Here is a 24021-nt window from a genome sequence, read left to right on the forward strand (position 1 = left end):
CGGGCAGATCGGGCAGATCGGGCAATTGAAGCGCGTCACCGGACTCGAAGTCGCGCGCGAACTGCTCGCCAAAACTGGCCGCAGGGGCTGGCGATGGGTGCGCGGTTGTGGTGTGGCCGAGCTCTCCGGTCAACAGGCGGCGCAGGCGATCGAGCGTCAGCAGCGAATCAAGCTGACTGGTTTGTGCGGGCTGCCGTGCGGGCTGACCCGCGCCGGTAGCGCTGAACTGCTGGCCGAGATGTCCGCTGGCCTGCGCCAGAGGGTCAGGCTCCATGCCCGGGCTGGCGCCGCTGTCCGGTGGCGGCAGGTAAACATAGCGTCCATTGGGCTGGCGCAGGGCGTAGCCCAGGGGCTGCACGCCGCTGTGCCTGAGCTGCTGCAGCAACGCCAGATACAGCTTGCGCAATTCGTCGCCCAGCGCAGGCGCCATGTGCGCCATCCAGTCGTTGCGCATCTGGTTGGTGAGCTGCATTTGTGACACCACTACCTGCAGCGCCTGCACGAAGGTGATGGGGCGAAGGGGGTTTTTCTCCGGCTGCACCTTGGATAAGCCCTGGACTGCGCCCATCATTGCGTCGAGCTCTGCCAGCGGCCCCTCCACAGCAGGGGCCAGCGCCTGCAAGGCGCGGGCGCGTTCGACACTTTCGCTGATCTGCGTCTCGTCCATCAGCTCCAGCTCGTCGAATTGCACGCTGGACAGCGCTCGCCTGGTCTGATTTGTGTCGGCTTCCTGGTGGATCGCCACACGCAGCGCCGCGGGGTAGCGCTCGGTTAGCACGTCGCCCAGCCGGGCCAGCTGCTGGCGCGCCTGCATCATCGCGTAGTGCTCGCCTGCCGTGCGCGCCTGGTCTTCCCGGGCCTTCAGGGACAGGCGCGTGGCCTCCAGCACCAGTTCCAGCAGGTGCCTGGAGTTGGCCAGCACGTCGTGGATGAGGCGCTGACCGAGCTTGGCGTAGTGTTGGCCTGGGTCTGTGGAGGTGGTGGGTTTCGCTGTAATCATCGGGTCAACATAAACCGGTGTGCCCGGCATGGTACGGCACACAGGTTCTTGCAGCGGCACACTGGCTCGCGCACCGGCGCGCCGGTGCGCGGGCGACGCAGGCGTGTCAGCCTGCGTGGAACTTGACCACCAGCGGCACGATGAGCAGCGCCACGATGTTGATGATCTTGATCAGCGGATTGACGGCCGGGCCGGCCGTGTCCTTGTAGGGGTCGCCCACGGTGTCGCCGGTGACGGCCGCCTTGTGCGCCTCTGAGCCTTTGCCGCCGTGGTGGCCGTCTTCGATGTATTTCTTGGCGTTGTCCCAGGCGCCGCCGCCGGTGCACATGCTGATGGCCACGAACAGGCCGGTGACGATGGTGCCCATCAGCAGCCCGCCCAGCGCCTTCGGGCCCAGTGCCAGGCCCACCACGATGGGCACCACGACGGGCAGCAGGCTGGGGATGATCATCTCCTTGATGGCAGCGCTGGTCAGCATGTCCACGGCGCGGCCGTATTCGGGCTTGGCCGTGCCTTCCATGATGCCGGGGATGTCGCGGAACTGGCGGCGCACCTCCACCACCACGGCGCCCGCCGCGCGGCCCACGGCTTCCATGGCCATGGCGCCGAACAGGTAGGGAATCAGCCCGCCAATGAACAGGCCCACGATCACCATCGGGTCTGACAGGTCAAACCGTATGGCCTGGCCGAAGCTCTCCAGCTTGTGGGTGTAGTCGGCAAACAGCACCAGCGCGGCAAGGCCGGCCGAGCCGATGGCGTAGCCCTTGGTCACGGCTTTGGTCGTGTTGCCCACGGCGTCCAGCGGGTCGGTGATGTCGCGCACGCTGCTGGGCAGCTCGGCCATTTCGGCAATGCCGCCGGCGTTGTCGGTAATGGGGCCGTACGCGTCCAGCGCCACCACGATGCCCGCCATGCTGAGCATGGACATAGCGGCCACGGCAATGCCATACAGGCCGGCCAGCGTGTACGACACGATGATCGCCGCGCACACGAACAGCACCGGCCAGGCCGTGGAGCGCATCGAGACGCCCAGCCCCGCGATGATGTTGGTGCCGTGGCCGGTGGTGGAGGCCTGGGCGATGTGGCGCACCGGCGAATACTGCGTGCCGGTATAAAACTCGGTGATCCACACCAGCGCCGCCGTCAGCACCAGGCCCGTGGCGCAGGCGCCAAACAACCTGGCCTGCGCACCAGTGCCACCCAGGGCGTTGTCGGGGATCACCCAGGCGGTCACGAACCAAAACGCAACCAGCGACAGCACACCCGCCACGGCCAGGCCGCGGTACAGCGCCGGCATCACGTTGCGCATGCCCGGCCCGGCCTGCACAAAAAAGCAGCCGATGATGGAGGCGATGATGGACACCGCCCCCAGCGCCAGCGGATAGGCCACCGCCGCCAGCGGCGCCGCACCCACCAGCAGCGCGCCCAGCACCATGGTGGCGATCAGCGTGACGGCGTAGGTCTCGAACAGGTCGGCCGCCATGCCGGCGCAGTCGCCCACGTTGTCGCCCACGTTGTCGGCAATCACGGCGGGGTTGCGCGGGTCGTCCTCGGGGATGCCGGCCTCCACCTTGCCCACCAGGTCGGCGCCCACGTCGGCGCCCTTGGTGAAGATGCCGCCGCCAAGGCGGGCAAAGATGGAAATCAGCGACGAGCCAAACGCAAAGCCGATCAGCGGGTTGAGCAGCGCCGACAGGTTGGCCGTGGGCGTGAGCTGGCCGTTGCCGATCAGAAACCAGGCGAAGGCCGTCACCCCCAGCAGGCCCAGGCCCACCACCAGCATGCCCGTGATGGCCCCGCCGCGAAACGCCACCTGCAGCGCCGGGCCCAGCCCCTGCGTGGCGGCCTGGGCCGTGCGCACGTTGGCGCGCACCGACACATTCATGCCGATGAAGCCGCAGGCACCGGAGAGCACCGCGCCGATGACAAAGCCCACGGCCGTGGTGCCGTCAAGAAACACGCCAATCAGCACTGCCAGCGCCACGCCGACGATAGTGATGGTCTTGTACTGCCGCGCCAGATAGGCGGCAGCGCCGGCCTGTATGGCACCGGCGATCTCCTGCATGCGGGCGTTGCCCGCGTCCTTCGACAGAATCCAGCTGCGCGCCCACAAACCGTAGGCCACGGCAATCAGTCCGCAAACCAGGGCCAGGATGGCGGGGGCAGTCAGCGCCGAGGTGGATGCATCCATTCGTAATCTCCGTCGGTTGTCAGTTGCACGGGGTGCAAGCGGGGCGCTTCGGGGCGCCTGTGCGTGCGGGGCGTTGCCTGCTCGTGCGTCCGGCGCTGCGGGAGCCGATGGGCCAACGTGGTCATTTAACGCGAAACACCCGGTTGCAAGCAAGCAGCAAGAAGCCTGCGCCTAAAATCACCGGCCGCACCGCATTGCACCGAACCCATGGCCATCACCAGGCTGGCGGGGTGGCAGTCGTGTCATACCAACCACTCAATTCCCAAAACCATGTCGCTGAACAACGTCAAGCCCGGCAAGAACATTCCTGAAACTTTCAACGTGGTGATCGAGATTCCTGCGGAATCCGACCCCGTCAAGTACGAGGTGGACAAGGAATCGGGCGCTGTCTTCGTGGATCGCTTTTTGACCACGGCCATGTATTACCCCTGCAACTACGGCTACGTGCCCCAGACCCTGTCGGGCGACGGCGACCCGGTGGACGTGCTGGTGATCACGCCTTACCCGCTGCACCCTGGCGTGGTGGTGCCTTGCCGCGCGCTGGGCATCCTGAAGATGGAAGACGAAGCCGGCGTTGATGGCAAGGTGCTGGCCGTGCCCACCACCAAGATCCTGAAAATGTACGAGCCTTGGAAGACGGTTGAGGACGTGAACCCGATGCGCCTGAAGGCCATCAGCCACTTCTTCGAGCATTACAAAGACCTGGAAGAGGGCAAGTGGGTCAAGGTGCTGGGCTGGGAGGGTATCGAGGCTGCCCACAAGGAAATCCTGGACGGCGTGGAAAACTTCAAAAACGCCTGACCTATTGTCAGAATTGGTAACGGCGCACTGCTATGCTGCGCCGCACGCGCACCGCACGCGCACCGCAGGTGGCCGGCAGGTATCGATTGCGGTGCCTGCACAGGCCCAAGCTCCAGGAGTATTCATGTCGTCCTTCTCTTTTCAGCGCCCCACAACCGGCGCAGCCGCTGCCGCCGCCAGCAACGCAGCGGAGTACTTGACTTTCCGCCTGGGTCAGGAGGAGTACGGCATCGACATCTTGCGCGTGCAGGAGATCCGCTCTTACGAGCAGCCCACGCGCATGGCGCACGCGCCCGAGTTCATCAAGGGCGTGATCGACCTGCGCGGCGTCATCGTGCCGATCGTGGATCTGCGCCTCAAGCTGGGTTGCAGTACCGCTGACTACACCGACTTCACTGTGGTCATCATTCTGAATGTGGGCGGCACGGTGCTGGGCGCCGTGGTGGATGCCGTGGCCGATGTGGTGGCGCTGCCGGCCGACTCCATCAAGCCGGCGCCGCAGTTCCAGAGCCAGCTGGATTCTGCTTTTGTGCGTGGCATCGCCACGGTGGGCGAGCGCATGCTGATTGTGGTGGACATCGAGTCTTTGCTCAGCAGCTCCGAGCTGGGCTTGGTACAGGCGGTAGCGGCCGGCTGACCTGGCTGTTTTCTTTGCTTGAAGATGTCTAACGCGCCCGTCCGGGCGCGTTTTCGTTGGTGTTGGTCACGGGTGTTTTTGCCTGAACGGGCTGCGGCCGCGCAGGTCTTCCAGATAGTGGGCCATGCCTTCGCCCTCGCGGGCCAGAAAGCGATCCACCGCGTCGGCGAAGGCCGGGTGGGCCAGCCAGTGGGCGCTGCTGGTCTGCACGGGCAGCAGGGCGCGGGCCATTTTGTGCTCGCCCTGCGCGCCGCCTTCAAAGCGCTGCACGCCCTGGGCGATGCACCAGGCGATCGGCTGGTAGTAACAGGCCTCAAAGTGCAGGCAGTCCACCCGTTCCAGCGCCCCCCAGTAGCGGCCATAGGCGATATGTTGAATGTTGTTTTGGCCTGTAGCGCAGTCAGGGCGAGCGCTAAGCGCTATCAAACTGCTAGCAACACGGCGCCCTTCACGCTCGGCCACGAACAGCACCCAGGCCTCGGGCATGTGTTGCTGCATCTGGGCGAAGAAGGCGCGGGTCAGATAAGGCGGGTTGCCGTGCTCCAGGTAGGTGCGCTCGTAGCAGCGATAGAAAAAGTCCCAGTCGTCGGTTGTGATCTCGCGGCCGCGCAGCACGCGAAACACCACACCCGCCTGCTGCACGCGGCGGCGCTCCTGGCGGATTTTCTTGCGCTTGTCTTGCGCCAGAGAGGCCAGAAAGTCGTCAAAGTCTGCAAACGGAGCTGCATCAGCCGGGCGTTGGTTGTGCCAATGAAACTGCACCGTGTGGCGCAGCATCAGCCCGGCCGCGCGCGCGGCGGCCAGGTCATCATCAGACGCGAACAGCAGGTGCAGCGACGACAGGCCTGCTGCGCCCGCCCAGCCGACCAGCGCCTGCAGCAGCGCAGCGCGGGCGGGTTCGTCGCACGCCAGTAGCCGCGTGCCGGGTACCGGCGTGAAAGGCACGGCCGCCACGGCTTTGGGGTAGTAGGCCAGGCCGTGGCGCTGGTAGGCGTCGGCCCAGGCCCAGTCAAAGACATATTCGCCGTACGAATGCGCCTTCACATACACCGCGCAGGCCGCACACAGCGTGTCGCCCTGCCATAGCGTGACAAAGCAGGGCGCCCAGCCCGTGTGCGGCGTGGCGCTGTCGCTGATGTGCAGCGCCGCCAGGTAGGCATGGCGCATGAACGGTGTGGGCTGAGACTGCCGGCGCAGCAGCGCGTCCCAGGCGGCGGGGTCGATCTGGTGCGGGGAGTCCAGCAGCCGCAATGTGTAGCTGGGAGGTGGGGGGGGAAACACGGGCGTGGCGCGCATGTGCAGGGCAGGGCTTGAGGCGGGCAAAACGAGAGTGATCGGGGGCGCAAGCCGGGACAAGTGCAGTGCCGGCACCCGGCAGGCGCTCATCATGGCGCCAAAAGCGTTACCCGGAGGGGCATGGGGGCTACGGGCATAATCAAATGACTCTTTTCTCCTTGCCCTATGCCATTTGTCATCAGCATTGCACAGCTCAATTTCACGGTGGGCGACGTGCCGGGCAATGCCCAAAAGATCATCCATGCGGCGCGCCAGGCCCATGCAGCCGGGGCACGACTGCTGCTGACGCCCGAGCTGGCACTGTGCGGTTACGCGGCCGAGGATCTGTTCCTGCGGTCGGCCTTCCTGTCGGCCTGCGAGCAGGCGCTGGCCGAGGTGGCAGCCGCCACCGCCGCGCTGCCCGGGCTGACCGTGGTGGTGGGCCACCCGCGGCGACTGAACCACCTGGCCGACGAGGCCGCAGATGAGGCTGGACATGGCCTGTGCCACAACGCCGCCAGTGTGCTGCGCGCGGGCCGCACCGAGCACACCTACGCCAAGCAGTATCTGCCCAACTACGGCGTGTTTGACGAGCGCCGCTACTTTCTGCCCGGCGAGGGCAGCTGCGTGTTCGAGGTCGAGGGCGTGCGCATCGGTCTGCTGATCTGCGAGGACGCCTGGTACCCCGGCCCCGCCCGCCGCGCGCAGCAGGCCGGCGCGCAGATGCTGGTCACCCTGAACGCGTCGCCCTATCACCTGGGCAAGGGCGCCGAGCGCGAGCAGGTCATGCGCGAGCGTGTGCTCGAGACCGGCCTGCCCCTGGTCTATGCGCACCTGGTGGGCGGGCAGGACGAGGTGGTTTTTGAAGGCCGGTCGTTCGCCTTGAACGCCGACGGCAGCGTGGCGGCGCGCGCCCCAGGTTTTGAAGAAAAAATGCTGCTAGCCCAGGTAAGTCAAGCGCAGTCAGCTATCACTATTGAAGCAGAAGTGGCGCCACGCGAGAGCTGGGAGGCTGAGCTGTGGTCTGCCCTGGTGCTGGGTGTGCGCGACTATGTGGGCAAGAACGGCTTTCCGGGTGTGCTGCTGGGACTGTCGGGGGGTATCGACTCGGCCCTGGTGCTGGCGATTGCGGTGGACGCACTGGGTGCGGACAAGGTGCGCACGGTGATGATGCCGTCGCCCTACACGGCCGACATCAGCTGGATTGACGCGCGCGACATGGCCGCTCGCCTGAAGGTGCGCTACGATGAGATCGCCATTGCACCGCAATTCGAGGCCTTCAAGACCGCGCTGGCGCCGCAGTTCGCAGGTTTGCCCGAGGACACAACCGAGGAAAACCTGCAGGCGCGTATCCGCGGCACATTGCTGATGGCGCTGTCCAACAAGTTTGGCAGCCTGGTGCTGACCACCGGCAACAAAAGCGAGATGGCCACCGGCTATTGCACTTTGTATGGCGACATGGCCGGCGGATTTGCGGTCATCAAGGACGTGGTCAAGACCCGTGTGTTTGCACTGGCGCGCTGGCGCAACGCGCATGACCCCTTTGGCACCGGTGCCGGTCCCATTCCGGAACGCATCATCACGCGCCCGCCCAGCGCAGAGCTGCGGCCCGACCAGACCGATCAGGACAGTCTGCCGCCCTACGAGGTGCTGGACGCCATCGTCGAGCGCTACATGGAAAACGATGAGCCCGTGGGCGACATCGTGCGCGCCGGTTTTGCGCAGTCCGACGTGGAGGGCGTGACCCGGCTCATTCGCATCAACGAGTACAAGCGCCGCCAGGCACCGATCGGTGTGCGCGTCACGCGCCGCAGCTTTGGCAAGGACTGGCGCTATCCGATCACCAATAAATTCAAGGGCTGAGCCGCAATGTCCGTCCCGGCCGCGCCCGCAGTTTCATCCATATTCCAGGAGTCCACGTCATGCAAATGATCACCGCCGTCATCAAGCCCTTCAAGCTGGAGGAAGTCCGCGAGGCGTTGGCCGAGTGTGGCGTGACCGGGCTGACGGTGACCGAAGTCAAGGGCTTCGGCCGCCAAAAGGGCCACACCGAGCTCTACCGAGGCGCGGAATATGTGGTGGATTTTCTGCCCAAGGTCAAAATTGAGGTGGTGGTGCGCAGCCAGGATGTGGATCGCTGCGTGGATGCCATCGTGGCCGCGGCGCGCACCGGCAAGATTGGCGATGGCAAGATTTTTGTGACCGCCGTGGAGCGCGTGGTACGCATCCGCACCGGAGATCTGGACGACGCCGCCATTTGAGCGCTCTACTCCAGACGCCGTACCGGCTTGCGCGCCGGTACGTTCAGCGGTGCGTTGAATTCAGCGATGCGTTCAGATCACACTGCGCAGTGTGATCGTTTCGGCATTGACGCCAGCATCCTGCACCAGCGAGGCAAGCAGGGCGTGGGGCTCTGCGCCGGTGCGAATCAGATCCATCTGCCAGTCGCTCATGAGGCCGTTGTGCACGGCATGCTGCAAAAAGCCCAGCATGCTGCTGTAGTAGCCATCGATGTCCAGCAGGCCGATGGGCTTGTCGTGATAGCCCAGCTGGCGCCAGGTCCAGACCTCGAACAGCTCCTCCAGCGTGCCTATGCCGCCCGGCAGGGCGATGAAGGCGTCGCAACGCTCGGCCATCATGGCCTTGCGCTCGTGCATGGTGTTGACGATGTGCAGCTCGTCGCACAGATGATTGGCCAGTTCTTTGTCCACCAGCGCCTGTGGAATCACGCCCACCACACGCCCGCCAGCCTGGCGCGTGGCCTCGGCCACCGTGCCCATGAGGCCGCTGAGCCCACCGCCATACACCAGCTGTCCGCCGCGCTGTCCTATCCAGCGGCCCACGGCCACTGCGGCTTCGGTGAACAAAGGGTTGTTGCCCGGACGCGAGCCCAGGTAAACGCAGATTGAAAAGGCGACATCAGCCATGTGCAAACCTCTGGTAAATCGCAGCGGCCCACACGCCGGCGCATAGCAGTAGGCTCAGCAGCACGGCCGCGCTGCCCAGGTCTTTGGCGCGCTTGGACAGTTCGTGCAGTTCCGGACCGATGCGGTCGGTGGCTGCTTCGATTCCCGAGTTGAGCAGTTCGACCACCATCACCAGCACTACAGCCCCTGCCAGCACCGCCGTTTCTACCCAACTGCGGCCCAGCCAGAACGACAGGGGCAACAGTACCACTGCGGCCCAGACTTCCTGGCGGAACGCCTCTTCACTCCAGCCGAACCGCAAACCCTCCAGTGAGTAGCCGATCGCATGCCACAGCCGGCTCAGGCCGGTGCGCTGCTTGTGGGGGTGAGGAGTGGGCTGATTGGGCATGTGGCAAAGGTTTTCGGGGCAACCCGGTTGCAGGGCTGCGGGATTCGCGGTGGGGGTGTTCGCCTCGGACAGGCGATGTGGCTCATTTCTTTTTTTGCTGGCGCGGTGGCGGCTCGTGGTGTACCAGTCGGGTGCCCGCCAGAGCATCGTGCCAGAACTGGCCTTGCGGGTGAAAGCGGCTCAGCAACGCCCAGATGACCACCCAGCCCATGACCATCGCCGCCGCGCCGCTGCCGGACTGTTCCAGCACACGCACCAACGCCAGCGGCGGCAAAAACCAAAGCCAGCAAAGCACATAACGCAGCAGCGCGCGCGGCTGACTGAGAGGGCGGCCTTGCCGATCCACCACACGGATGTGCCAGGTTTTCATGGCCAGGGTGTGCCCGTGGGACCAGAACCAGACGAAATAAATGCCAAAAACAACGAACAGAAAAGCCTGAAGGGCGTGGCGGTTGTCCAGCGCGTGGCGTGTCTGCGTCAAGGTGCTGAAGAGGTAGGCGGCAACGAACACCACGCCGAACATCAGCATGCCCTCATAAAGCCAGCAGGCCATGCGTCGGCGCAACGCGGGCGCCAAGCCTTTTGCAGCAGCCACCGTGGGTGCGGACACGACTGAGTCGGTAGGCTGGCGAGGGTGTGGCGGGCTCGAGACGGGCATGCAAAAAAGTCGCGGTTGCAGTGCGCCGAGTTTACTGGGACGGGTACCCCGGCGTTGCCTGATCCTGGGTGGGGGCAGCCCAGGGTTCGGGCTCGGAGGCTGGTCGTAGCGGAGGCAGCGACGCAGCTACCGCAGAAGGCATGGAAACGGGAGCCGTCTCTACAACGGTGGGTGGCGCAACCGGTAGCGCCTGCGGGATGTGCGAAGGCTCAGGCACGACGATCTTGGGCGGATTGGGTACCGCTGGCGGGGTGTTGATGGCGGCCGGCACGCGCGCCAACTTCTTGGGGGATACGGGCCGAACCGCCGTTGCTGCGCCGGCAGGCTTGGGCGCCGCCTTGGCTGCCAGTCGTTTTTTCTCTTCGGCGCTAAGAGCCTGGTAGGCCTCCCACTGGGCACGTTTGCTTTCAGCGGGCAGCTTGGCCGCTGCGGCAAAGTTCAGTCGCGCCTGGCTGCGCTGCTGAGCGCTCAGGCTCGCCCAATCGGTGATGCGCTCGAGCATCTTCGTTTGTTCTTCGGGGGAGAGAGCATGAAAGCCAGCCGCAAGATGAAGCCAATTGCGCTTTTGCACCTCGCTGAGCAGGCTCCAGCGATTGGCTAGCGGATACAGGGCTTCCTTCTGAGGCGTGCTCAGCTCACTCCAGAGGGGCGAAGCCTCGGGCTGTGGCGTTAGCTGAGACTTGCCCAGGGCCCGGTGCGTGCCAGTACCCAGGGCCTGCAGTGGCACAGGAGTACTGGGCGCTACACGTGTGTACGCAGCAACCCACCAGCCCGCCAGTGCCAGCGTGCCCAACAATACAAAAGCCAGCACAAATGCTGGCATTGCGTGGCGTGGGGCTGGGGCGGATGTTGCGTGCATGCGGGCGTTGGCAGGAGCTGGGCTTATTGCGCCTGGTTCGCTGTTTTCAGGAACTGAAGAAAGCCCGGGTCAGCATAGGCGGAAGGAGGCAGGTCGTCCGTGAGCAATGCGGAGTCCACTTCCGCGATCTCGTTGGCCACGGTTTCGTCTTGCACCAGGTTCACGAACACCAAGCCCACGGCCAGTGCCGTCAGCGGTATGGCCGAAACCAAGGCGCGCCACCAGTTGCCGCCCTCGCTGCCCCAGCCTCCCAAAGTGGCGGTGGAGCCGCTCGAGTGCACTTGCTTGGCCACTGATGCGCGGCGCGCCGGTTGCGCCGCGGGCCGCTTGCGCCTGGCCAGCGCCTGGGTGCGCGCGGCGCGCAGGCGCTCGGTGATGTCGTACGGCAGGTCGGCGTTGCTCAGGGTGAGGCACGAGGCAATGCGGCGCGCATAAGCATCAGCAGCCTGAATGGTCTCTGTGGGGAGTTCTGGGGGTCGGTTCATAGCACGATTCCTTTGGCCTTCAGTGCCTTGCTGAGGGTTTGGATGGCGCGAAAGCAGTGTGTCTTGACACTGCCTTCAGAGCAACCCATGGCGGCTGCCGTCTCCGCGACGTCCATTTCTTCCCAGTAACGCATCAGGAATGCCTCTCGTTGACGCGCTGGCAATTGCTGGATCTCCAACTCGATGTCGCGCAGCACCTGTGATCGCCGCACGAGATCTTCGGTGCTTTGTACCGTCTCGCCCGCAGGCGTGCCGGAATGGACTTCGAGAAAATCGAAGTCTGCGCCATCTTCGTTCGGGCCCTCAAAGTCGCTCAGGCTGGAAAACAGCGCGTTGCGGGTTTTCTGGCGGCGAAACCAGTCCAGCGTGGAGTTGGACAGGATGCGGTGAAACAGCATGGGCAATTCGCCCGGCGGCTTGTCGCCATAGTGTTCGGCGAGCTTGAGCATGCTGTCCTGAACGATGTCCAGGGCTGCTTCCTCGTTGCGGACATGGTACAGCGTGCGCTTGAAAGCGCGCTTTTCCACGCTCTTGAGGAATTCGGAAAGCTCTTGTTCGGTTGCCAAAAGAAATAGGCCTGTGATGGACCGGCAAAAGTGCTGCGGCGAGACGGGCTCATGGCGCAAACTTCAAACAGCGGATTATGGCATTCAGATTGAATTTTTACGCTTGTGCCCGAAACACGGTGTTGCGGTGCAATAATCCGTGCTGCAATTCAAAAAGGCAAACGGGTCTCGATCCGGCGTAGCACTCCTAGCGCCTATGGTCGAGGCCTCAAGTCCCGAGTCGGCTTCACGAGAGCACGTTCGAGGGGCACCCAAGGTTTTTCGTTAGAGAAATTCGCAAAGGTTGATCATGGAAATCTCCAAAGCCGAACTCACTTCGGCCGCTGCCGCGACTCACGGCACTCCCTCACACGCAACAGGCCCTCAGGATCTGATGGGCGCTGAAATCCTTGTCAAGGCCCTGCAGGCCGAGAACGTCCAGTACATGTGGGGCTATCCCGGCGGGGCCGTGCTTTACATCTACGACGCGCTGTACAAGCAAGACACCATCCAGCACGTTCTGGTGCGCCATGAACAGGCGGCCGTGCACGCCGCCGATGGCTACGCGCGTGCCACAGGCGAAGTGGGTGTGGCGCTGGTGACTTCCGGCCCCGGGCTGACGAATGCCGTCACCGGTATCGCCACGGCCTACATGGATTCGATCCCCATGGTGATCATCTCCGGCCAGGTGCCCACTGCCGCCATCGGGCTGGATGCCTTCCAGGAGTGCGACACGGTGGGCATCACGCGCCCCATTGTCAAGCACAACTTCCTGGTCAAGGACGTGCGCGACCTTGCGTTGACGCTGAAAAAAGCCTTCCACATCGCGCGCACCGGTCGCCCCGGCCCCGTGGTGGTGGATATCCCGAAGGACGTTTCTTTCAAGAAGACCGCCTTTCACGGCTACCCCGCAAGTGTGGAGATGCGCTCCTACAACCCCGTCAGGAAGGGGCATGGCGGCCAGATCCGCAAGGCGCTGCAACTGCTGCTGACGGCCAAGCGTCCTTACATCTACACCGGCGGCGGCGTGCTGCTGGGTAATGCCACTGCCGAGCTGCGCACGCTGGTGGACATGCTGGGTTACCCGGTTACCAACACGCTGATGGGCCTGGGTGCCTACCCGGCGACTGATCGCAAGTTCCTGGGCATGCTGGGCATGCACGGCACCATCGAGGCCAACAACGCCATGCAAAACTGCGACGTGCTGCTGGCCGTGGGCGCGCGCTTCGACGACCGTGTGATCGGCAATCCCAGGCACTTCGCGCAAAACGATCGCAAGATCATCCACATCGACATCGATCCGTCGAGCATCTCCAAGCGCGTCAAGGTCGACATCCCCATCGTGGGCGATGTGAAAGAGGTGCTGACAGAGCTGATCGCCATGATCCGCGAAGCCTCGACACGCCCCGATGCCGGCGCCTTGTCGTCCTGGTGGGATCAGATCGAGGCCTGGCGCGGGCGCGACTGCCTCAAGTATGACCGTGGCAACACCGAGGTCATCAAGCCCCAGTACGTGATCGAGACGCTGTGGAACATGACCCGCGACGCGGATACCTACATCACCTCCGACGTGGGGCAGCACCAGATGTGGGCCGCGCAGTTCTACAAATTTGACGAGCCGCGCCGCTGGATCAACTCGGGTGGCCTGGGCACCATGGGCGTGGGCATTCCCTACGCCATGGGCATCAAGCTGGCCAAGCCGCAGGCCGAGGTGTTCTGCATCACCGGCGAAGGCTCGGTGCAGATGAACATCCAGGAACTGTCAACCTGTCTGCAGTACAACACGCCGATCAAGGTTGTGTCGCTCAACAACCGCTACCTGGGCATGGTGCGCCAGTGGCAGGAGATCGAGTACTCCGGCCGCTACAGCCACAGCTACATGGATGCGTTGCCCAACTTCGTCAAGCTGGCCGAGGCCTATGGCCATGTGGGCATGCTGATCGAACACCCCAAAGATGTGGAGCCAGCGCTGCGCGAGGCGCGCAAGCTCAAGGATCGCACCGTGTTCATGGACTTTCGCACCGACCCCACCGAGAACGTGTTCCCGATGGTGCAGGCTGGCAAGGGCATCACCGAGATGTTGCTGGGGTCGGAAGACCTTTAAGTGCAAAAAAGGCCTGTAGCCCTTGATTGTCGGGCGCTACAAGCTATCAATTAAATAGCATATTGACGAATCTATTGCCTGCCAAACCCGGGCATTACCGTGTGCGGGCGAGGGCAGCGAAAAACGGTGGTTTTCTGCGATCGTTCTTTGGATCGTGCTGCCGTCGCAAAAAGAGGAATCTGGACTTATGAAACACATCATTGCTGTCTTGCTGGAAAACGAACCCGGCGCGCTGTCGCGCGTGGTTGGCCTGTTTTCCGCCCGTGGCTACAACATCGAGTCGCTGACCGTGGCGCCGACGGAAGATCCGTCCCTGTCGCGCATGACCATCCAGACGCATGGCTCTGAAGACGTAATCGAGCAGATCACCAAGCACCTCAATCGCCTCATCGAGGTGGTGAAGGTGGTGGACCTGACCGAAGGCGCCTACACCGAGCGTGAGCTGATGATGGTGAAGGTGCGGGCCGTGGGCAAGGAGCGCGAGGAGATGAAGCGCATGGCCGACATCTTCCGCGGCCGCATCATCGACGTGACCGACAAGAGCTACACCATCGAGCTGACCGGCGACCAGACCAAGAACGACGCCTTTTTGCAAGCCATCGACCGCACGGCCATCCTGGAGACCGTGCGCACCGGCGCCAGCGGTATCGGCCGGGGCGAGCGCATCCTGCGCGTGTAAGACAATCCACCGCTTTTCAATCAACCAAACACACAATTTCAACCGGAGCGACCATGAAAGTTTTCTACGACAAAGACTGTGACCTGAGCCTGATCAAGGGCAAGACCGTGGCCATCATCGGCTACGGCTCGCAGGGCCACGCCCATGCACAAAACCTGAACGACAGCGGCGTCAAGGTCGTCGTTGGCCTGCGCAAGGGCGGTGCCTCTTGGGACAAGGTCGGCAAAGCCGGTCTGACGGTCAAGGAAGTGAACGACGCGGTCAAGGAAGCCGATGTGGTCATGATCCTGCTGCCCGACGAGCAGATCGCAGAGGTGTACAAGAACAACGTCGAGCCCAACATCAAGCAGGGCGCTTCGCTGGCCTTTGCCCACGGTTTCAACGTGCACTACAACCAGGTCGTGCCTCGCGCCGACCTGGACGTGTGGATGGTGGCCCCCAAGGCCCCGGGTCACACCGTGCGCAACACCTACACCCAGGGCGGTGGCGTGCCCCACCTGGTCGCAGTGCACCAGGACAAGAGCGGCAAGGCGCGTGACCTGGCGCTGTCGTACGCCATGGCCAACGGTGGCGGCAAGGCCGGCATCATCGAGACCAACTTCAAGGAAGAGACCGAGACCGACCTGTTCGGCGAGCAGGCCGTGCTGTGTGGCGGCGCTGTCGAGCTGATCAAGATGGGTTACGAGACCCTGGTCGAAGCCGGTTACGCCCCTGAGATGGCCTACTTCGAGTGTCTGCACGAGCTGAAATTGATCGTGGACCTGATCTACGAAGGCGGCATCGCCAACATGAACTACTCGATCTCGAACAATGCCGAGTTCGGTGAGTATGTGACCGGTCCCGAAGTCATCAACGAAGAGTCGCGCAAAGCCATGCGCAACGCCCTGAAGCGCATCCAGAACGGCGACTACGCCAAGATGTTCATCCAGGAAGGCCGCCTGAACTACCCGAGCATGACGGCCCGCCGCCGCAACACCGCCGACCACAGCATCGAAGTGGTGGGTGCCCAGCTGCGCGCCATGATGCCCTGGATTGCCAAGAACAAGCTGGTCGATCAGACCCGTAACTGATCTGCCTGCGCAGCCAGTGCACGCCAAGGCCACTTCGGTGGCCTTTTTTGCGTGGGGTGGCGCGGCTACACTGCCAGCTTTTTTTGCGCGCTGGCGCGCTGTCCGGCACGCTGTCGGTTACTATTTTTTTGATAGCTGCTTGCGCTTTACTTACGGGCGCTGGAGGTCGATTTAATGCATGATGGAAATGGCGACGCCGTAAACCCTGTCGCGGTGGTACACAAGCGGCGCAAGGGCATTTACGTCTTGCCCAACCTGATCACGCTGGCGGCTTTGTTTGGCGGGTTTTATGCCATTGTCATGGCCATGAACGGCCGCTTCGACTTGGCTGCGGCGGGCGTCTTCTGCGCCATGGTGCTCGATAGCCTGGACGGCCGTGTGGCGCGCATGACCAACACCCAGAGCGCGTTTGGCGAGCAGATGGACTCGCTGTCAGACATGGTGTCGTTTGGCGTGGCGCCGGCCCTGATTGCCTATGAGTGGGCGCTCAGCAGTCTGGGGCGCTGGGGCTGGATTGCGGCGTTTGTCTATTGCTCGTGTGCGGCGTTGCGCCTGGCGCGCTTCAATGTCAACACAGGGACTGTGGACAGACGCTGGTTTCAGGGCCTGCCGTCGCCCGCCGCCGCAGCGCTGGTCACCGGCTTCATCTGGCTGCTGTCCGATGCCGGGCTGGAGCAGGGCCAGGACGGGCTGCTGAGCTGGCTCCAGCTGACCTGGGTGATGTTTGCGCTGACGCTGTATGCCGGCCTCACCATGGTGACCAATGCCCCGTTTTACAGCTTCAAGGACTTGCGCCTGAAGAAAAGCGTGCCGTTTGCATCCATTGTGCTCATCGTGCTGGCGATCGCCATCATCAACATTCATGCGCCCACCGTATTGTTCTGCCTCTTTGTGATCTACGGCACCAGCGGCTACGGCGTGTACGCTTGGCGGCGCGCCAAGGGGTACCGTGCCAGCGTGATCAGCACCTCCACGGACGAACCTGAAGAGCGCGGGCTGCATGAGTGATCCCGCGTTGCAGTGCCCGGTGATCCTTTTGTGCTAGAGTCGTTTACATGAAATTTATGTCGCTAGCACTACTATCCTTTTTGTCCAACGGGCAGGCTTAGTAGCGCACGCGTACACACACCTACTTCCACGGCCCGTGAGCACCAGCGACGGGCCGTTTTTGTTTTGGGGGTTGCTGGGCACTGGCCACGTTCATTGACCTGTCTCACGAAAGAAAGAACCATGATGCTGCGCAACCCCTCTGTCAAATACCGTCCCTTTGCCCCCGTGCGTCTGAGCGACCGCACCTGGCCCGATGCAGTGATCGAAAAACCTCCTGTGTGGTGCAGCGTGGATCTGCGCGACGGCAATCAGGCGCTGATCGAGCCCATGGACATCGAACGCAAGATGCGCATGTTCGAGCAATTGGTGAAGATCGGCTTCAAGGAGATCGAGGTCGGGTTTCCGTCGGCTTCGCAGGTCGAGTTTGACTTTGTGCGCAAGCTCATCGAGGAAGACCGCATTCCTGATGATGTGACCATTCAGGTGCTGACGCAGGCGCGCGAGCCTTTGATTCGCAGCACCTTCGAGGCCTTGGCCGGTGCGCCCCGGGCCATCGTGCACCTGTACAACGCCACCGCGCCGGTGATGCGCCGCGTGGTGCTGGGCATGAGCGAGGATGAAATCGTGGAGCTGGCCACCAGCCACGCGCGCATGTTCAAGGAGATCGCTGCCCAGTATCCGCGCACCGACTGGACGTTCCAGTACTCGCCCGAGATGTATTCGGACACCGAGCTGCAGTTTTCCCTGCGCGTGATCGATGCGGTGACAGAGGTGTGGCAGCCCACGCCCGAGAAGAAATGCATCATCAACCTGCCCACCACGGTCGAGCATTCCACGCCCAACCTGTTTGCCGACATGGTCGAGTGGACGCATCGCCACCTGCAGCGCAGGGACGGCATCGTGCTGTCCGTGCATCCGCACAACGACCGCGGCACCGGCACGGCGGCGGCAGAGTTGGCCTTGATGGCTGGCGCCGATCGTCTTGAAGGTTGCCTCTTTGGCAACGGCGAGCGCACGGGCAACCTCGATGTGGTGAACGTGGCGCTCAACATGTACATCCAGGGCGTGCATCCGGGGCTGGATTTTTCTGACATCGACAGCATCCGCAGCACGGTGGAGCACTGCAACCAGTTGTCAGTGCATCCGCGCCATCCTTACGTCGGGGACCTGGTTTACACCTCGTTTTCGGGCTCGCACCAGGACGCCATCAAGAAGGCCTTTGCCGCGCGCCGCGAGGGCGACATCTGGGACATGCCCTACCTGCCCATCGATCCCAAGGATCTGGGGCGCAGTTACGAGGCTGTTATCCGCGTCAACAGCCAGTCTGGCAAGGGTGGCATCTCGTACCTGCTGGAAAGCGAATACGGCCTGCAGCTGCCGCGGCGCCTGCAGATCGAGTTCAGCCAGGCCGTGCAGCGCGAGATGGACGCCAGCGGCAAAGAACTGACAGCGGCAGACCTGTGGAGCCTGTTCGAGCGCGAGTACCGCGTCGAATCGGCCATCACGCCGACCTATCAGATGCACAGCGATAGCGGCGCAGTGTCGCTTAGCGCCGATCTGCAGTGGCAGGGCGCCAGCTTGCAGATTGAGGGCGAAGGCACGGGGCCTATCGACGCTTTTGTGCAGGCCGTGTCTGCAGCGCTTGACCGCCAGGTGCGTGTGCTCGACTACAACGAGCACGCCATCAGCGAAGGCGCCAGCGCCAAGGCCGTGGCCTATGTGGAGATGCGTGTGGACGAGCAGCACACGGTGTACGGCGTCGGCATGGACGGCAACATCGTCTCCGCATCGATCCGCGCCATTGTCTCGGGCCTGCAGCGCGCGCCACAGACACGGGAGCAGGCCGTCATGGCTTGAGCCCTTGGATCGTCAACACGCTCTCGCACACACTCCAACGACAGAGGCAAACCATGACTACCGACAAGCTCATCATCTTCGACACTACTTTGCGCGACGGCGAGCAGTCGCCCGGCGCTTCGATGACGCGCGACGAGAAGCTGCGCATTGCGCGCCAGCTCGAACGCTTGCGGGTGGACGTGATCGAGGCCGGTTTTGCCGCCAGCTCCAACGGCGACTTTGAGGCGGTGCAGGCGATTGCCCGTGCCGTCAGGGACTCCACCATCTGCTCGCTGGCCCGCGCCAATGATCGCGACATTGCCCGTGCGGCAGAGGCGTTGCAAGATGCCAACCGCGCGCGCATCCATACCTTCATTGCGACCAGCGAGCTGCACATGGAGAAAAAGCTGCGCATGACGCCTGACCAGGTCCTGGAGCAGGCCAGGCAGGCAGTGCGTTTTGCGCGCAATCTGGTGGATGACATCGAGTTCAGCCCCGAAGACGGCTACCGCAGCGACCCGGACTTTCTGTGCCGGGTGATCGAGACGGTGATTGCCGAGGGTGCCACCACCATCAACGTGCCCGATACGGTGGGTTACGCCGTTCCCGAGCTGTACGGCAATTTCATCAAGAACCTGCGCGAGCGCATCCCCAACAGCGACAAGGCCATCTGGTCCGTGCACTGCCACAACGACCTGGGCATGGCGGTAGCCAACTCGCTGGCGGGTGTGAAGATTGGCGGCGCGCGCCAGGTGGAATGCACGATCAACGGCCTGGGCGAGCGCGCGGGCAATTGCTCCCTGGAAGAAATCGTCATGGCCGTGAAAACGCGGCGCGATTACTTTGGGCTGGACGTCGGCATCGACACCCGGCAGATCGTGCCGGCCAGCCGCATGGTCAGCCAGACCACCGGCTTCGTCGTGCAGCCCAATAAGGCCGTGGTAGGGGCCAATGCGTTTGCGCACGCCTCGGGCATCCACCAGGACGGCGTGCTGAAGGCACGCGACACCTACGAGATCATGCGCGCCGAAGACGTGGGCTGGAGCGCCAACAAGATCGTGCTGGGCAAGCTCAGCGGGCGCAATGCGTTCAAGCAGCGCCTGCAAGATCTGGGCGTGCAGCTGGAAAGTGAAGGCGAGATCAATGTGGCCTTCGCCCGGTTCAAGGAACTGGCCGACCGCAAGAGCGAGATTTTTGACGAGGACATCCTGGCGCTGGTCAACGACGAGAGCGTCACTAGCGAAAAAGAGCACTTCGGCTTCGTGTCCCTGGCGCAGCACAGCGAAACCGGCGAGAGCCCCGAGGCCACCATCGTTTTCACCGTGGGCGGTAAAGAGGTCAAAAGTACCTCTGAGGGCAATGGCCCGGTGGATGCATCGCTCAAGGCCATTGAAGGCCGGGTGCAAAGCGGTGCCGAGATGGTGCTGTATTCGGTCAATGCCATCAGCGGGTCAACCGAAAGCCAGGGAGAGGTCACAGTGCGGCTGCAAAGCGCAGGTCGGGTGGTCAATGGCGTGGGGGCAGACCCCGACATCGTCGTCGCATCCGCCAAGGCCTATCTGAATGCGCTCAACAAGTTACAGAGTAAAGCCGAACGGGTGGCAGCGCAGGGCTGAGCACGCAAACTACAATTAAGACAGTTTTTAAAAGAGTCGTGCAAGATATTGATCTTGCGCGACTTTTTTGGGTTCTATACACTGTCACACAGTTTTTGCTGCTTGGAGCAATTGATGCACATGCGTTTTCGCATCGTCTCCCGTATTTCTTATGCCATGGCCGTGATGGCCGTTGGCTTTGCCTTGGCGTCGCCCGGTTTACATGCTGCCGAGCGCAAGCAGGTCGCAAGCAAAAAACAGGCGGCCTCTGCCGTCGCCAAGCGCACAGAAGCCAAATCGGCACAGAGGGCTTCCCGCAAAGCGGCGCCTGCCAAGGCGACCCGCATGGCCGCGCGCAGTGCCCGCGCTCCCGTGCGCGCTGCGGCTGCACCGGCGCGGTTGTCGTTCGGCCAGCTGGCGGGGCTGCACGAGGTGAGCGATCCGCTGGATCTCAAATCCAGCGTCGCCCTGGTGATCGACCAGGACACCAAAGAGGTTCTGCTCAGCAAGAATGACCACGCCGTGCTGCCGATTGCGTCGCTGACCAAACTCATGACCGGCCTGATCATCTCCGAGGCACGCCTGGACATGAACGAGAGCATCACCATCACCCAGGACGATGTGGACACTGAAAAAGGTAGTAGTTCGCGCCTGAGGGTGGGCGCCACGCTGACGCGCGGCGAACTGCTGCACCTGGCGCTGATGTCCAGCGAAAACCGTGCGGCCCATGCACTGGGGCGCACCTTTCCCGGCGGCATGGATGCTTTTGTGCAGCGCATGAATTTCAAGGCCAAGGTGCTCGGCATGACCGACACCAGGTACGTTGAACCCACCGGCCTGTCCAGCAGCAATCAGTCCAGCGCCCACGATCTGGCCACCCTGGTCAACGTGGCGCACGCCGATCCGCTGCTGCGCGAGCTTTCCACCTCGCCCAGCCATGAGGTGGCAGTAGGTGAAAGGGTGCTTCAGTACAACAACACCAATAGGCTCGTCAAAAGCCCCGCATGGGATATCGGCCTGCAAAAGACAGGCTACATCTCCGAGGCCGGCCGTTGCCTGGTGATGCAGGCCGAGGTGGCTGGGCGCAAGCTGATCATGGTGTTTCTGGACTCTGCCGGCAAATTCAGCCGTCTGGCCGATGCGGAGCGCGTGCGTTCCTGGGTGGAGCGACTGCCGTCAGGGGGTAGCGCATTGTTGCCATCCGGCGGGCGGCCCCGTAGCTGACGGCCTTGTGATGGCTAGGCTTTCTCCGGCCCGTTGAGTGCCGTGCGCAGGCCGGTCGAATAGCCTAGTGCCAGCGATATCTCATTGGCGGCTGCCTGCAGTTTGGGCAGCCAGCCGTCGTCGAGGCGATCGGCTGGTGCCGAGATGGACAGCCCGGCCACCAACTGCCCCTGGTCATCAAACACCCCGGCAGCCATGCAGCGCACGCCTAGCTCGAGTTCTTCGTTGTCGCGCGCCACTCCGTATTGCCGCGCCTTGCCCAGTTCACGCTCCAGGATGGGCAGTTGCGTGATGCTGTTGCGTGTGTGCCCCGGCAATCCGGTGCGTGTGGCGTAGGCACGTACGCGCTGCGGATCATCTGCTGCCAGGAACAGCTTGCCGGTCGATGTCAGATGCAGCGGCGCATGCCCGCCGATGGCGCGCACCACCTGCATGCCCGAACGCTCGCTGTAGGCGCGCTCGACATACACGATCTCGTCACCCTGGCGAACGCTGAGATTGACCGGCTGCTGGATCAGCTTGTGCAACTGGCGCATGGGCGCAATGGCGGCGTCGCGTACGGACAGGCGTGCCTTGACCAGGTTGCCCAGCTCCAGCAGTCGCATACCCAGGCGGTAGCTGCCGGCCTCAGGGCGATCCACGAAACGGCCAATGGTCAGGTCGTTGAGGATACGGTGTGCGGTGGACGGATGCAGGCCGGTTCTCTCGCTGATTTCCTTGAGAGAGATGGATTCTTCCCGCGAGGCCAGCACGTCGATCAGCTGGAACATGCGCTCCAGCACCTGAACGCTGGGCTTGGCGGGGGCATCCTGATGGCTTTTCTTCATGGCGATGGGAGGGCTTCCTCAAAACTCTGCATTTTAGGTAACGAAAATTTCCGGCGCAGTACGGTCGGCGGACGGGCGGAGACCGTCGCCGTCGACTGCACATGGGCCGTAGCGCACCGAGTCTTGCCAGTTTTTGACCCGATTGCAGGGTGGGGTCGCGAGTGCTGGCAACCCCGTCGGGGCGGGCCGGAGAGACGTTGCTGATGTTTCGGACAGCACGGAACACTGCGCCCGGGTGATGACGCGCTGGCGCGGTCACCCGCTCTCAGTCCTCCCGGTGCGTCAAGCTCAGGCCGATGGCGCCGCGCCGGCGCAGCCAGGGGCTGGGGCGGTAGCGCGTGTCGCCGTACACGGTCTGCATGTTGAACAGCACTTCCAGAATGTTGGTCGGCCCCCAGCGGTCGCCCATGGCCAGCGGGCCCAGAGGGTAACCCAGGCCCAGTGTGACGGCGGTCTCAAGATCCTTGGGGCTGCAGATGCCTTGCTGGCAGATGTCGGCCGCGATGTTGACGATGGTGGCCACCACGCGTTGCGTGACAAAGCCGCCTGAGTCGCGGATCACGCTCACGGCCTTGCCGTCGCGCGCGAACAGCGCGTGCGCGGCATCGCGCATGTCGGCTCGCGTGGCGGGGTTGGTAGCCAGCACGCGCCGGCGCGTGGCAGCGTCGTCTATCAGCATGTCGATGCCGATGGTGCGCGCGGGATCCAGGCGTTCCACCACGGCGACGGTGGTCACGTCAAAACCCAGCGGGGCGACCAGCGTGAGCGCATTGGCCGAGGCAGAGGTGCCTGTTTCGATGGTTGCGCCCAGGTTTTTCAGCAGCTGGTACAGCTCTGCACGCCGCGCGGCTCGCGTGGACACCCACACCGGGGGCAGGCTGGAGACTTCGGGCACCGGCGGCTCTGGCGCCACCTGGGCCGCACCATCCACGTAGCGGTAAAAGCCCTCGCCCGACTTGCGGCCCAGCAGACCGCCGGCCAGGCGTTGCGCGGTGATGACGTTGGGGCGAAAGCGCGGCTCGTCGTAATACTGGCGGTAAATGGACTCCATCACCGGGTGCGACACATCCAGCCCCGTCAGATCCAGCAGTTCGAAAGGCCCAAGCTTGAAACCCACCTGGTCGCGCAGGATGCGATCCACGGTGGCGAAGTCGGCCACGCCCTCGCTGACGATGCGCAGGGCCTCGGTGCCAAAGCCTCTGCCCGCGTGGTTGACGATGAAACCCGGAGTGTCCTGCGCCATGACGGGGGTGTGGCCCATGGCGCGGGCATAGTCGGCCAGCACATTGCAGACGCGGGCGTCGGTGCGCAGCCCGGCTACCACCTCCACCACCTTCATGAGCGGAACAGGGTTGAAAAAATGAAAGCCTGCCACGCGCTGCGGGTGCTGCAGCGGCGCAGCCACCGCCGTGATCGACAGCGACGAGGTATTGCTGGCCAGTACCGCCTGGGGTGAAACGATGGATTCGAGCTGCCGCAACAGATCCTGCTTGGCATCCAGCTGCTCGACGATGGCCTCCACCACCATGTCGCAGTGCGCCAGCTCATGCAGCGATGCCACCGGCACCAGCCGGTCGTGCAAGCCGGGCACCAGCGAAGCATCAAGGCGGCCTTTGTCTGCCAGCCGCTGCCATTGGTGGTGGATATGAGACTTTGCCGCATCAGCAGCGCCGCCGTGCGTGTCGAATAAATGGACTTTGCTGCCGGCTTGCGCTGCGATCTGTGCAATGCCACGGCCCATGGCGCCTGTGCCGACGACGCCTATCGATGTAAATACTTGATTCATGGCGAAATTATCCCTGTATCGTTTGCCGTGGGACTACGGAATGTTTATGTCAGAATTAATAAACAAGCTGAAATGGTTGTGAAT

Annotated in this window: 22 protein-coding genes; 11 read left to right on the forward strand and 11 right to left on the reverse strand. The window is 63.4% G+C overall.

The window, feature by feature from the left end; genetic code table 11:
• Together AB7E35_RS03870 and AB7E35_RS03875 are read right to left on the reverse strand one after the other, a co-directional pair.
• Nucleotides 1-1000, reverse strand: a 1000-nt coding sequence (locus tag AB7E35_RS03870; protein ID WP_428167117.1) for a DUF1631 family protein, incomplete at its 3' end; no start/stop codon positions are given.
• Nucleotides 1001-1106: 106 nt separating this feature from the next.
• A complete protein-coding gene (locus AB7E35_RS03875; protein ID WP_428163252.1) occupies nt 1107-3191 on the reverse strand; it encodes a sodium-translocating pyrophosphatase in 2085 nt (694 codons plus the stop codon).
• A gap of 270 nt (nt 3192-3461) precedes the next feature.
• Between AB7E35_RS03875 and ppa the strand changes: the two genes are divergently transcribed.
• Nucleotides 3462-3992 carry an inorganic diphosphatase gene (ppa, locus tag AB7E35_RS03880; protein ID WP_428163251.1) on the forward strand — a complete coding sequence of 177 codons (531 nt, stop codon included), beginning with the start codon at nt 3462-3464 and terminating at the stop codon, nt 3990-3992.
• A 124-nt stretch (nt 3993-4116) separates the two neighbouring features.
• Nucleotides 4117-4629, forward strand: a complete 513-nt coding sequence (locus tag AB7E35_RS03885) for a chemotaxis protein CheW (protein ID WP_428163250.1) — start codon at nt 4117-4119, stop codon at nt 4627-4629.
• A gap of 66 nt (nt 4630-4695) precedes the next feature.
• On the opposite strand, the gene AB7E35_RS03890 is transcribed toward AB7E35_RS03885, so the two are convergent.
• Nucleotides 4696-5925, reverse strand: a complete 1230-nt coding sequence (locus AB7E35_RS03890) for a GNAT family N-acetyltransferase (RefSeq protein ID WP_428163249.1) — start codon at nt 5923-5925, stop codon at nt 4696-4698.
• A 165-nt stretch (nt 5926-6090) separates the two neighbouring features.
• On the opposite strand from AB7E35_RS03890, the gene AB7E35_RS03895 reads away from it, so the two are divergent.
• Both AB7E35_RS03895 and AB7E35_RS03900 read left to right on the forward strand, forming a co-directional pair.
• The gene (locus AB7E35_RS03895; protein ID WP_428163248.1) at nt 6091-7767 is read left to right on the forward strand and encodes an NAD+ synthase; all 1677 of its coding nucleotides are present in this window, start codon (nt 6091-6093) and stop codon (nt 7765-7767) included.
• A 59-nt stretch (nt 7768-7826) separates the two neighbouring features.
• Nucleotides 7827-8165 (forward strand): P-II family nitrogen regulator, encoded by a 339-nt coding sequence (locus AB7E35_RS03900; protein ID WP_428163247.1) that lies wholly within the window; start codon nt 7827-7829, stop codon nt 8163-8165.
• A gap of 72 nt (nt 8166-8237) precedes the next feature.
• Here the strand turns inward: AB7E35_RS03900 and AB7E35_RS03905 are convergent, their stop codons facing one another.
• From AB7E35_RS03905 to AB7E35_RS03930, 6 genes are all read right to left on the reverse strand, one after another.
• Entirely contained in the window at nt 8238-8831 is a 594-nt protein-coding gene (locus AB7E35_RS03905) for a TIGR00730 family Rossman fold protein (RefSeq protein ID WP_428167118.1), read from the reverse strand.
• Entirely contained in the window at nt 8824-9219 is a 396-nt protein-coding gene (locus AB7E35_RS03910; RefSeq protein WP_428167119.1) for a diacylglycerol kinase, read from the reverse strand. Before AB7E35_RS03910 ends, AB7E35_RS03905 begins: the two co-directional genes overlap by 8 nt.
• Nucleotides 9220-9301: 82 nt before the next feature.
• Entirely contained in the window at nt 9302-9877 is a 576-nt protein-coding gene (locus AB7E35_RS03915; protein ID WP_428167120.1) for an RDD family protein, read from the reverse strand.
• Nucleotides 9878-9908: 31 nt separating this feature from the next.
• Nucleotides 9909-10736 carry a DUF3106 domain-containing protein gene (locus tag AB7E35_RS03920; RefSeq protein WP_428163243.1) on the reverse strand — a complete coding sequence of 276 codons (828 nt, stop codon included), beginning with the start codon at nt 10734-10736 and terminating at the stop codon, nt 9909-9911.
• Nucleotides 10737-10759: 23 nt separating this feature from the next.
• On the reverse strand, nt 10760-11221 hold the full coding sequence (locus AB7E35_RS03925) for a DUF3619 family protein (protein WP_428163242.1): 462 nt from the start codon (nt 11219-11221) through the stop codon (nt 10760-10762).
• Complete coding sequence (locus AB7E35_RS03930; RefSeq protein ID WP_428163241.1) at nt 11218-11787, reverse strand: RNA polymerase sigma factor; 570 nt, start codon at nt 11785-11787, stop codon at nt 11218-11220. The genes AB7E35_RS03925 and AB7E35_RS03930 overlap by 4 nt, the downstream gene beginning before the upstream one ends.
• Before the next feature lie 289 nt (nt 11788-12076).
• Between AB7E35_RS03930 and AB7E35_RS03935 the strand changes: the two genes are divergently transcribed.
• From AB7E35_RS03935 to AB7E35_RS03965, 7 genes are all read left to right on the forward strand, one after another.
• Nucleotides 12077-13870, forward strand: a complete 1794-nt coding sequence (locus AB7E35_RS03935) for an acetolactate synthase 3 catalytic subunit (protein WP_428163240.1) — start codon at nt 12077-12079, stop codon at nt 13868-13870.
• 187 nt (nt 13871-14057) lie between these two features.
• A complete protein-coding gene (gene ilvN, locus AB7E35_RS03940; protein ID WP_428167121.1) occupies nt 14058-14549 on the forward strand; it encodes an acetolactate synthase small subunit in 492 nt (163 codons plus the stop codon).
• Between the two features lie 53 nt (nt 14550-14602).
• Complete coding sequence (gene ilvC / locus AB7E35_RS03945) at nt 14603-15619, forward strand: ketol-acid reductoisomerase (protein ID WP_428163238.1); 1017 nt, start codon at nt 14603-14605, stop codon at nt 15617-15619.
• Between the two features lie 174 nt (nt 15620-15793).
• Complete coding sequence (pssA, locus tag AB7E35_RS03950; protein ID WP_428163237.1) at nt 15794-16627, forward strand: CDP-diacylglycerol--serine O-phosphatidyltransferase; 834 nt, start codon at nt 15794-15796, stop codon at nt 16625-16627.
• Between the two features lie 225 nt (nt 16628-16852).
• Nucleotides 16853-18526 carry a 2-isopropylmalate synthase gene (leuA, locus tag AB7E35_RS03955; protein ID WP_428167127.1) on the forward strand — a complete coding sequence of 558 codons (1674 nt, stop codon included), beginning with the start codon at nt 16853-16855 and terminating at the stop codon, nt 18524-18526.
• A 53-nt stretch (nt 18527-18579) separates the two neighbouring features.
• Nucleotides 18580-20121 carry a 2-isopropylmalate synthase gene (locus AB7E35_RS03960; protein ID WP_428163236.1) on the forward strand — a complete coding sequence of 514 codons (1542 nt, stop codon included), beginning with the start codon at nt 18580-18582 and terminating at the stop codon, nt 20119-20121.
• 114 nt (nt 20122-20235) lie between these two features.
• Complete coding sequence (locus AB7E35_RS03965; RefSeq protein WP_428163235.1) at nt 20236-21324, forward strand: D-alanyl-D-alanine carboxypeptidase family protein; 1089 nt, start codon at nt 20236-20238, stop codon at nt 21322-21324.
• A 14-nt stretch (nt 21325-21338) separates the two neighbouring features.
• Here AB7E35_RS03965 and AB7E35_RS03970 read toward each other — a convergent pair whose 3' ends face one another.
• Both AB7E35_RS03970 and AB7E35_RS03975 read right to left on the reverse strand, forming a co-directional pair.
• On the reverse strand, nt 21339-22151 hold the full coding sequence (locus AB7E35_RS03970; RefSeq protein WP_428163234.1) for an IclR family transcriptional regulator: 813 nt from the start codon (nt 22149-22151) through the stop codon (nt 21339-21341).
• Nucleotides 22152-22416: 265 nt separating this feature from the next.
• The gene (locus AB7E35_RS03975; protein ID WP_428163233.1) at nt 22417-23937 is read right to left on the reverse strand and encodes a 3-hydroxyacyl-CoA dehydrogenase; all 1521 of its coding nucleotides are present in this window, start codon (nt 23935-23937) and stop codon (nt 22417-22419) included.
• Nucleotides 23938-24021: the final 84 nt, after the last annotated feature.

The sequence above is a fragment of the Diaphorobacter sp. genome (assembly GCF_050251835.1).
GTDB lineage: Bacteria > Pseudomonadota > Gammaproteobacteria > Burkholderiales > Burkholderiaceae_C > JBFXIE01.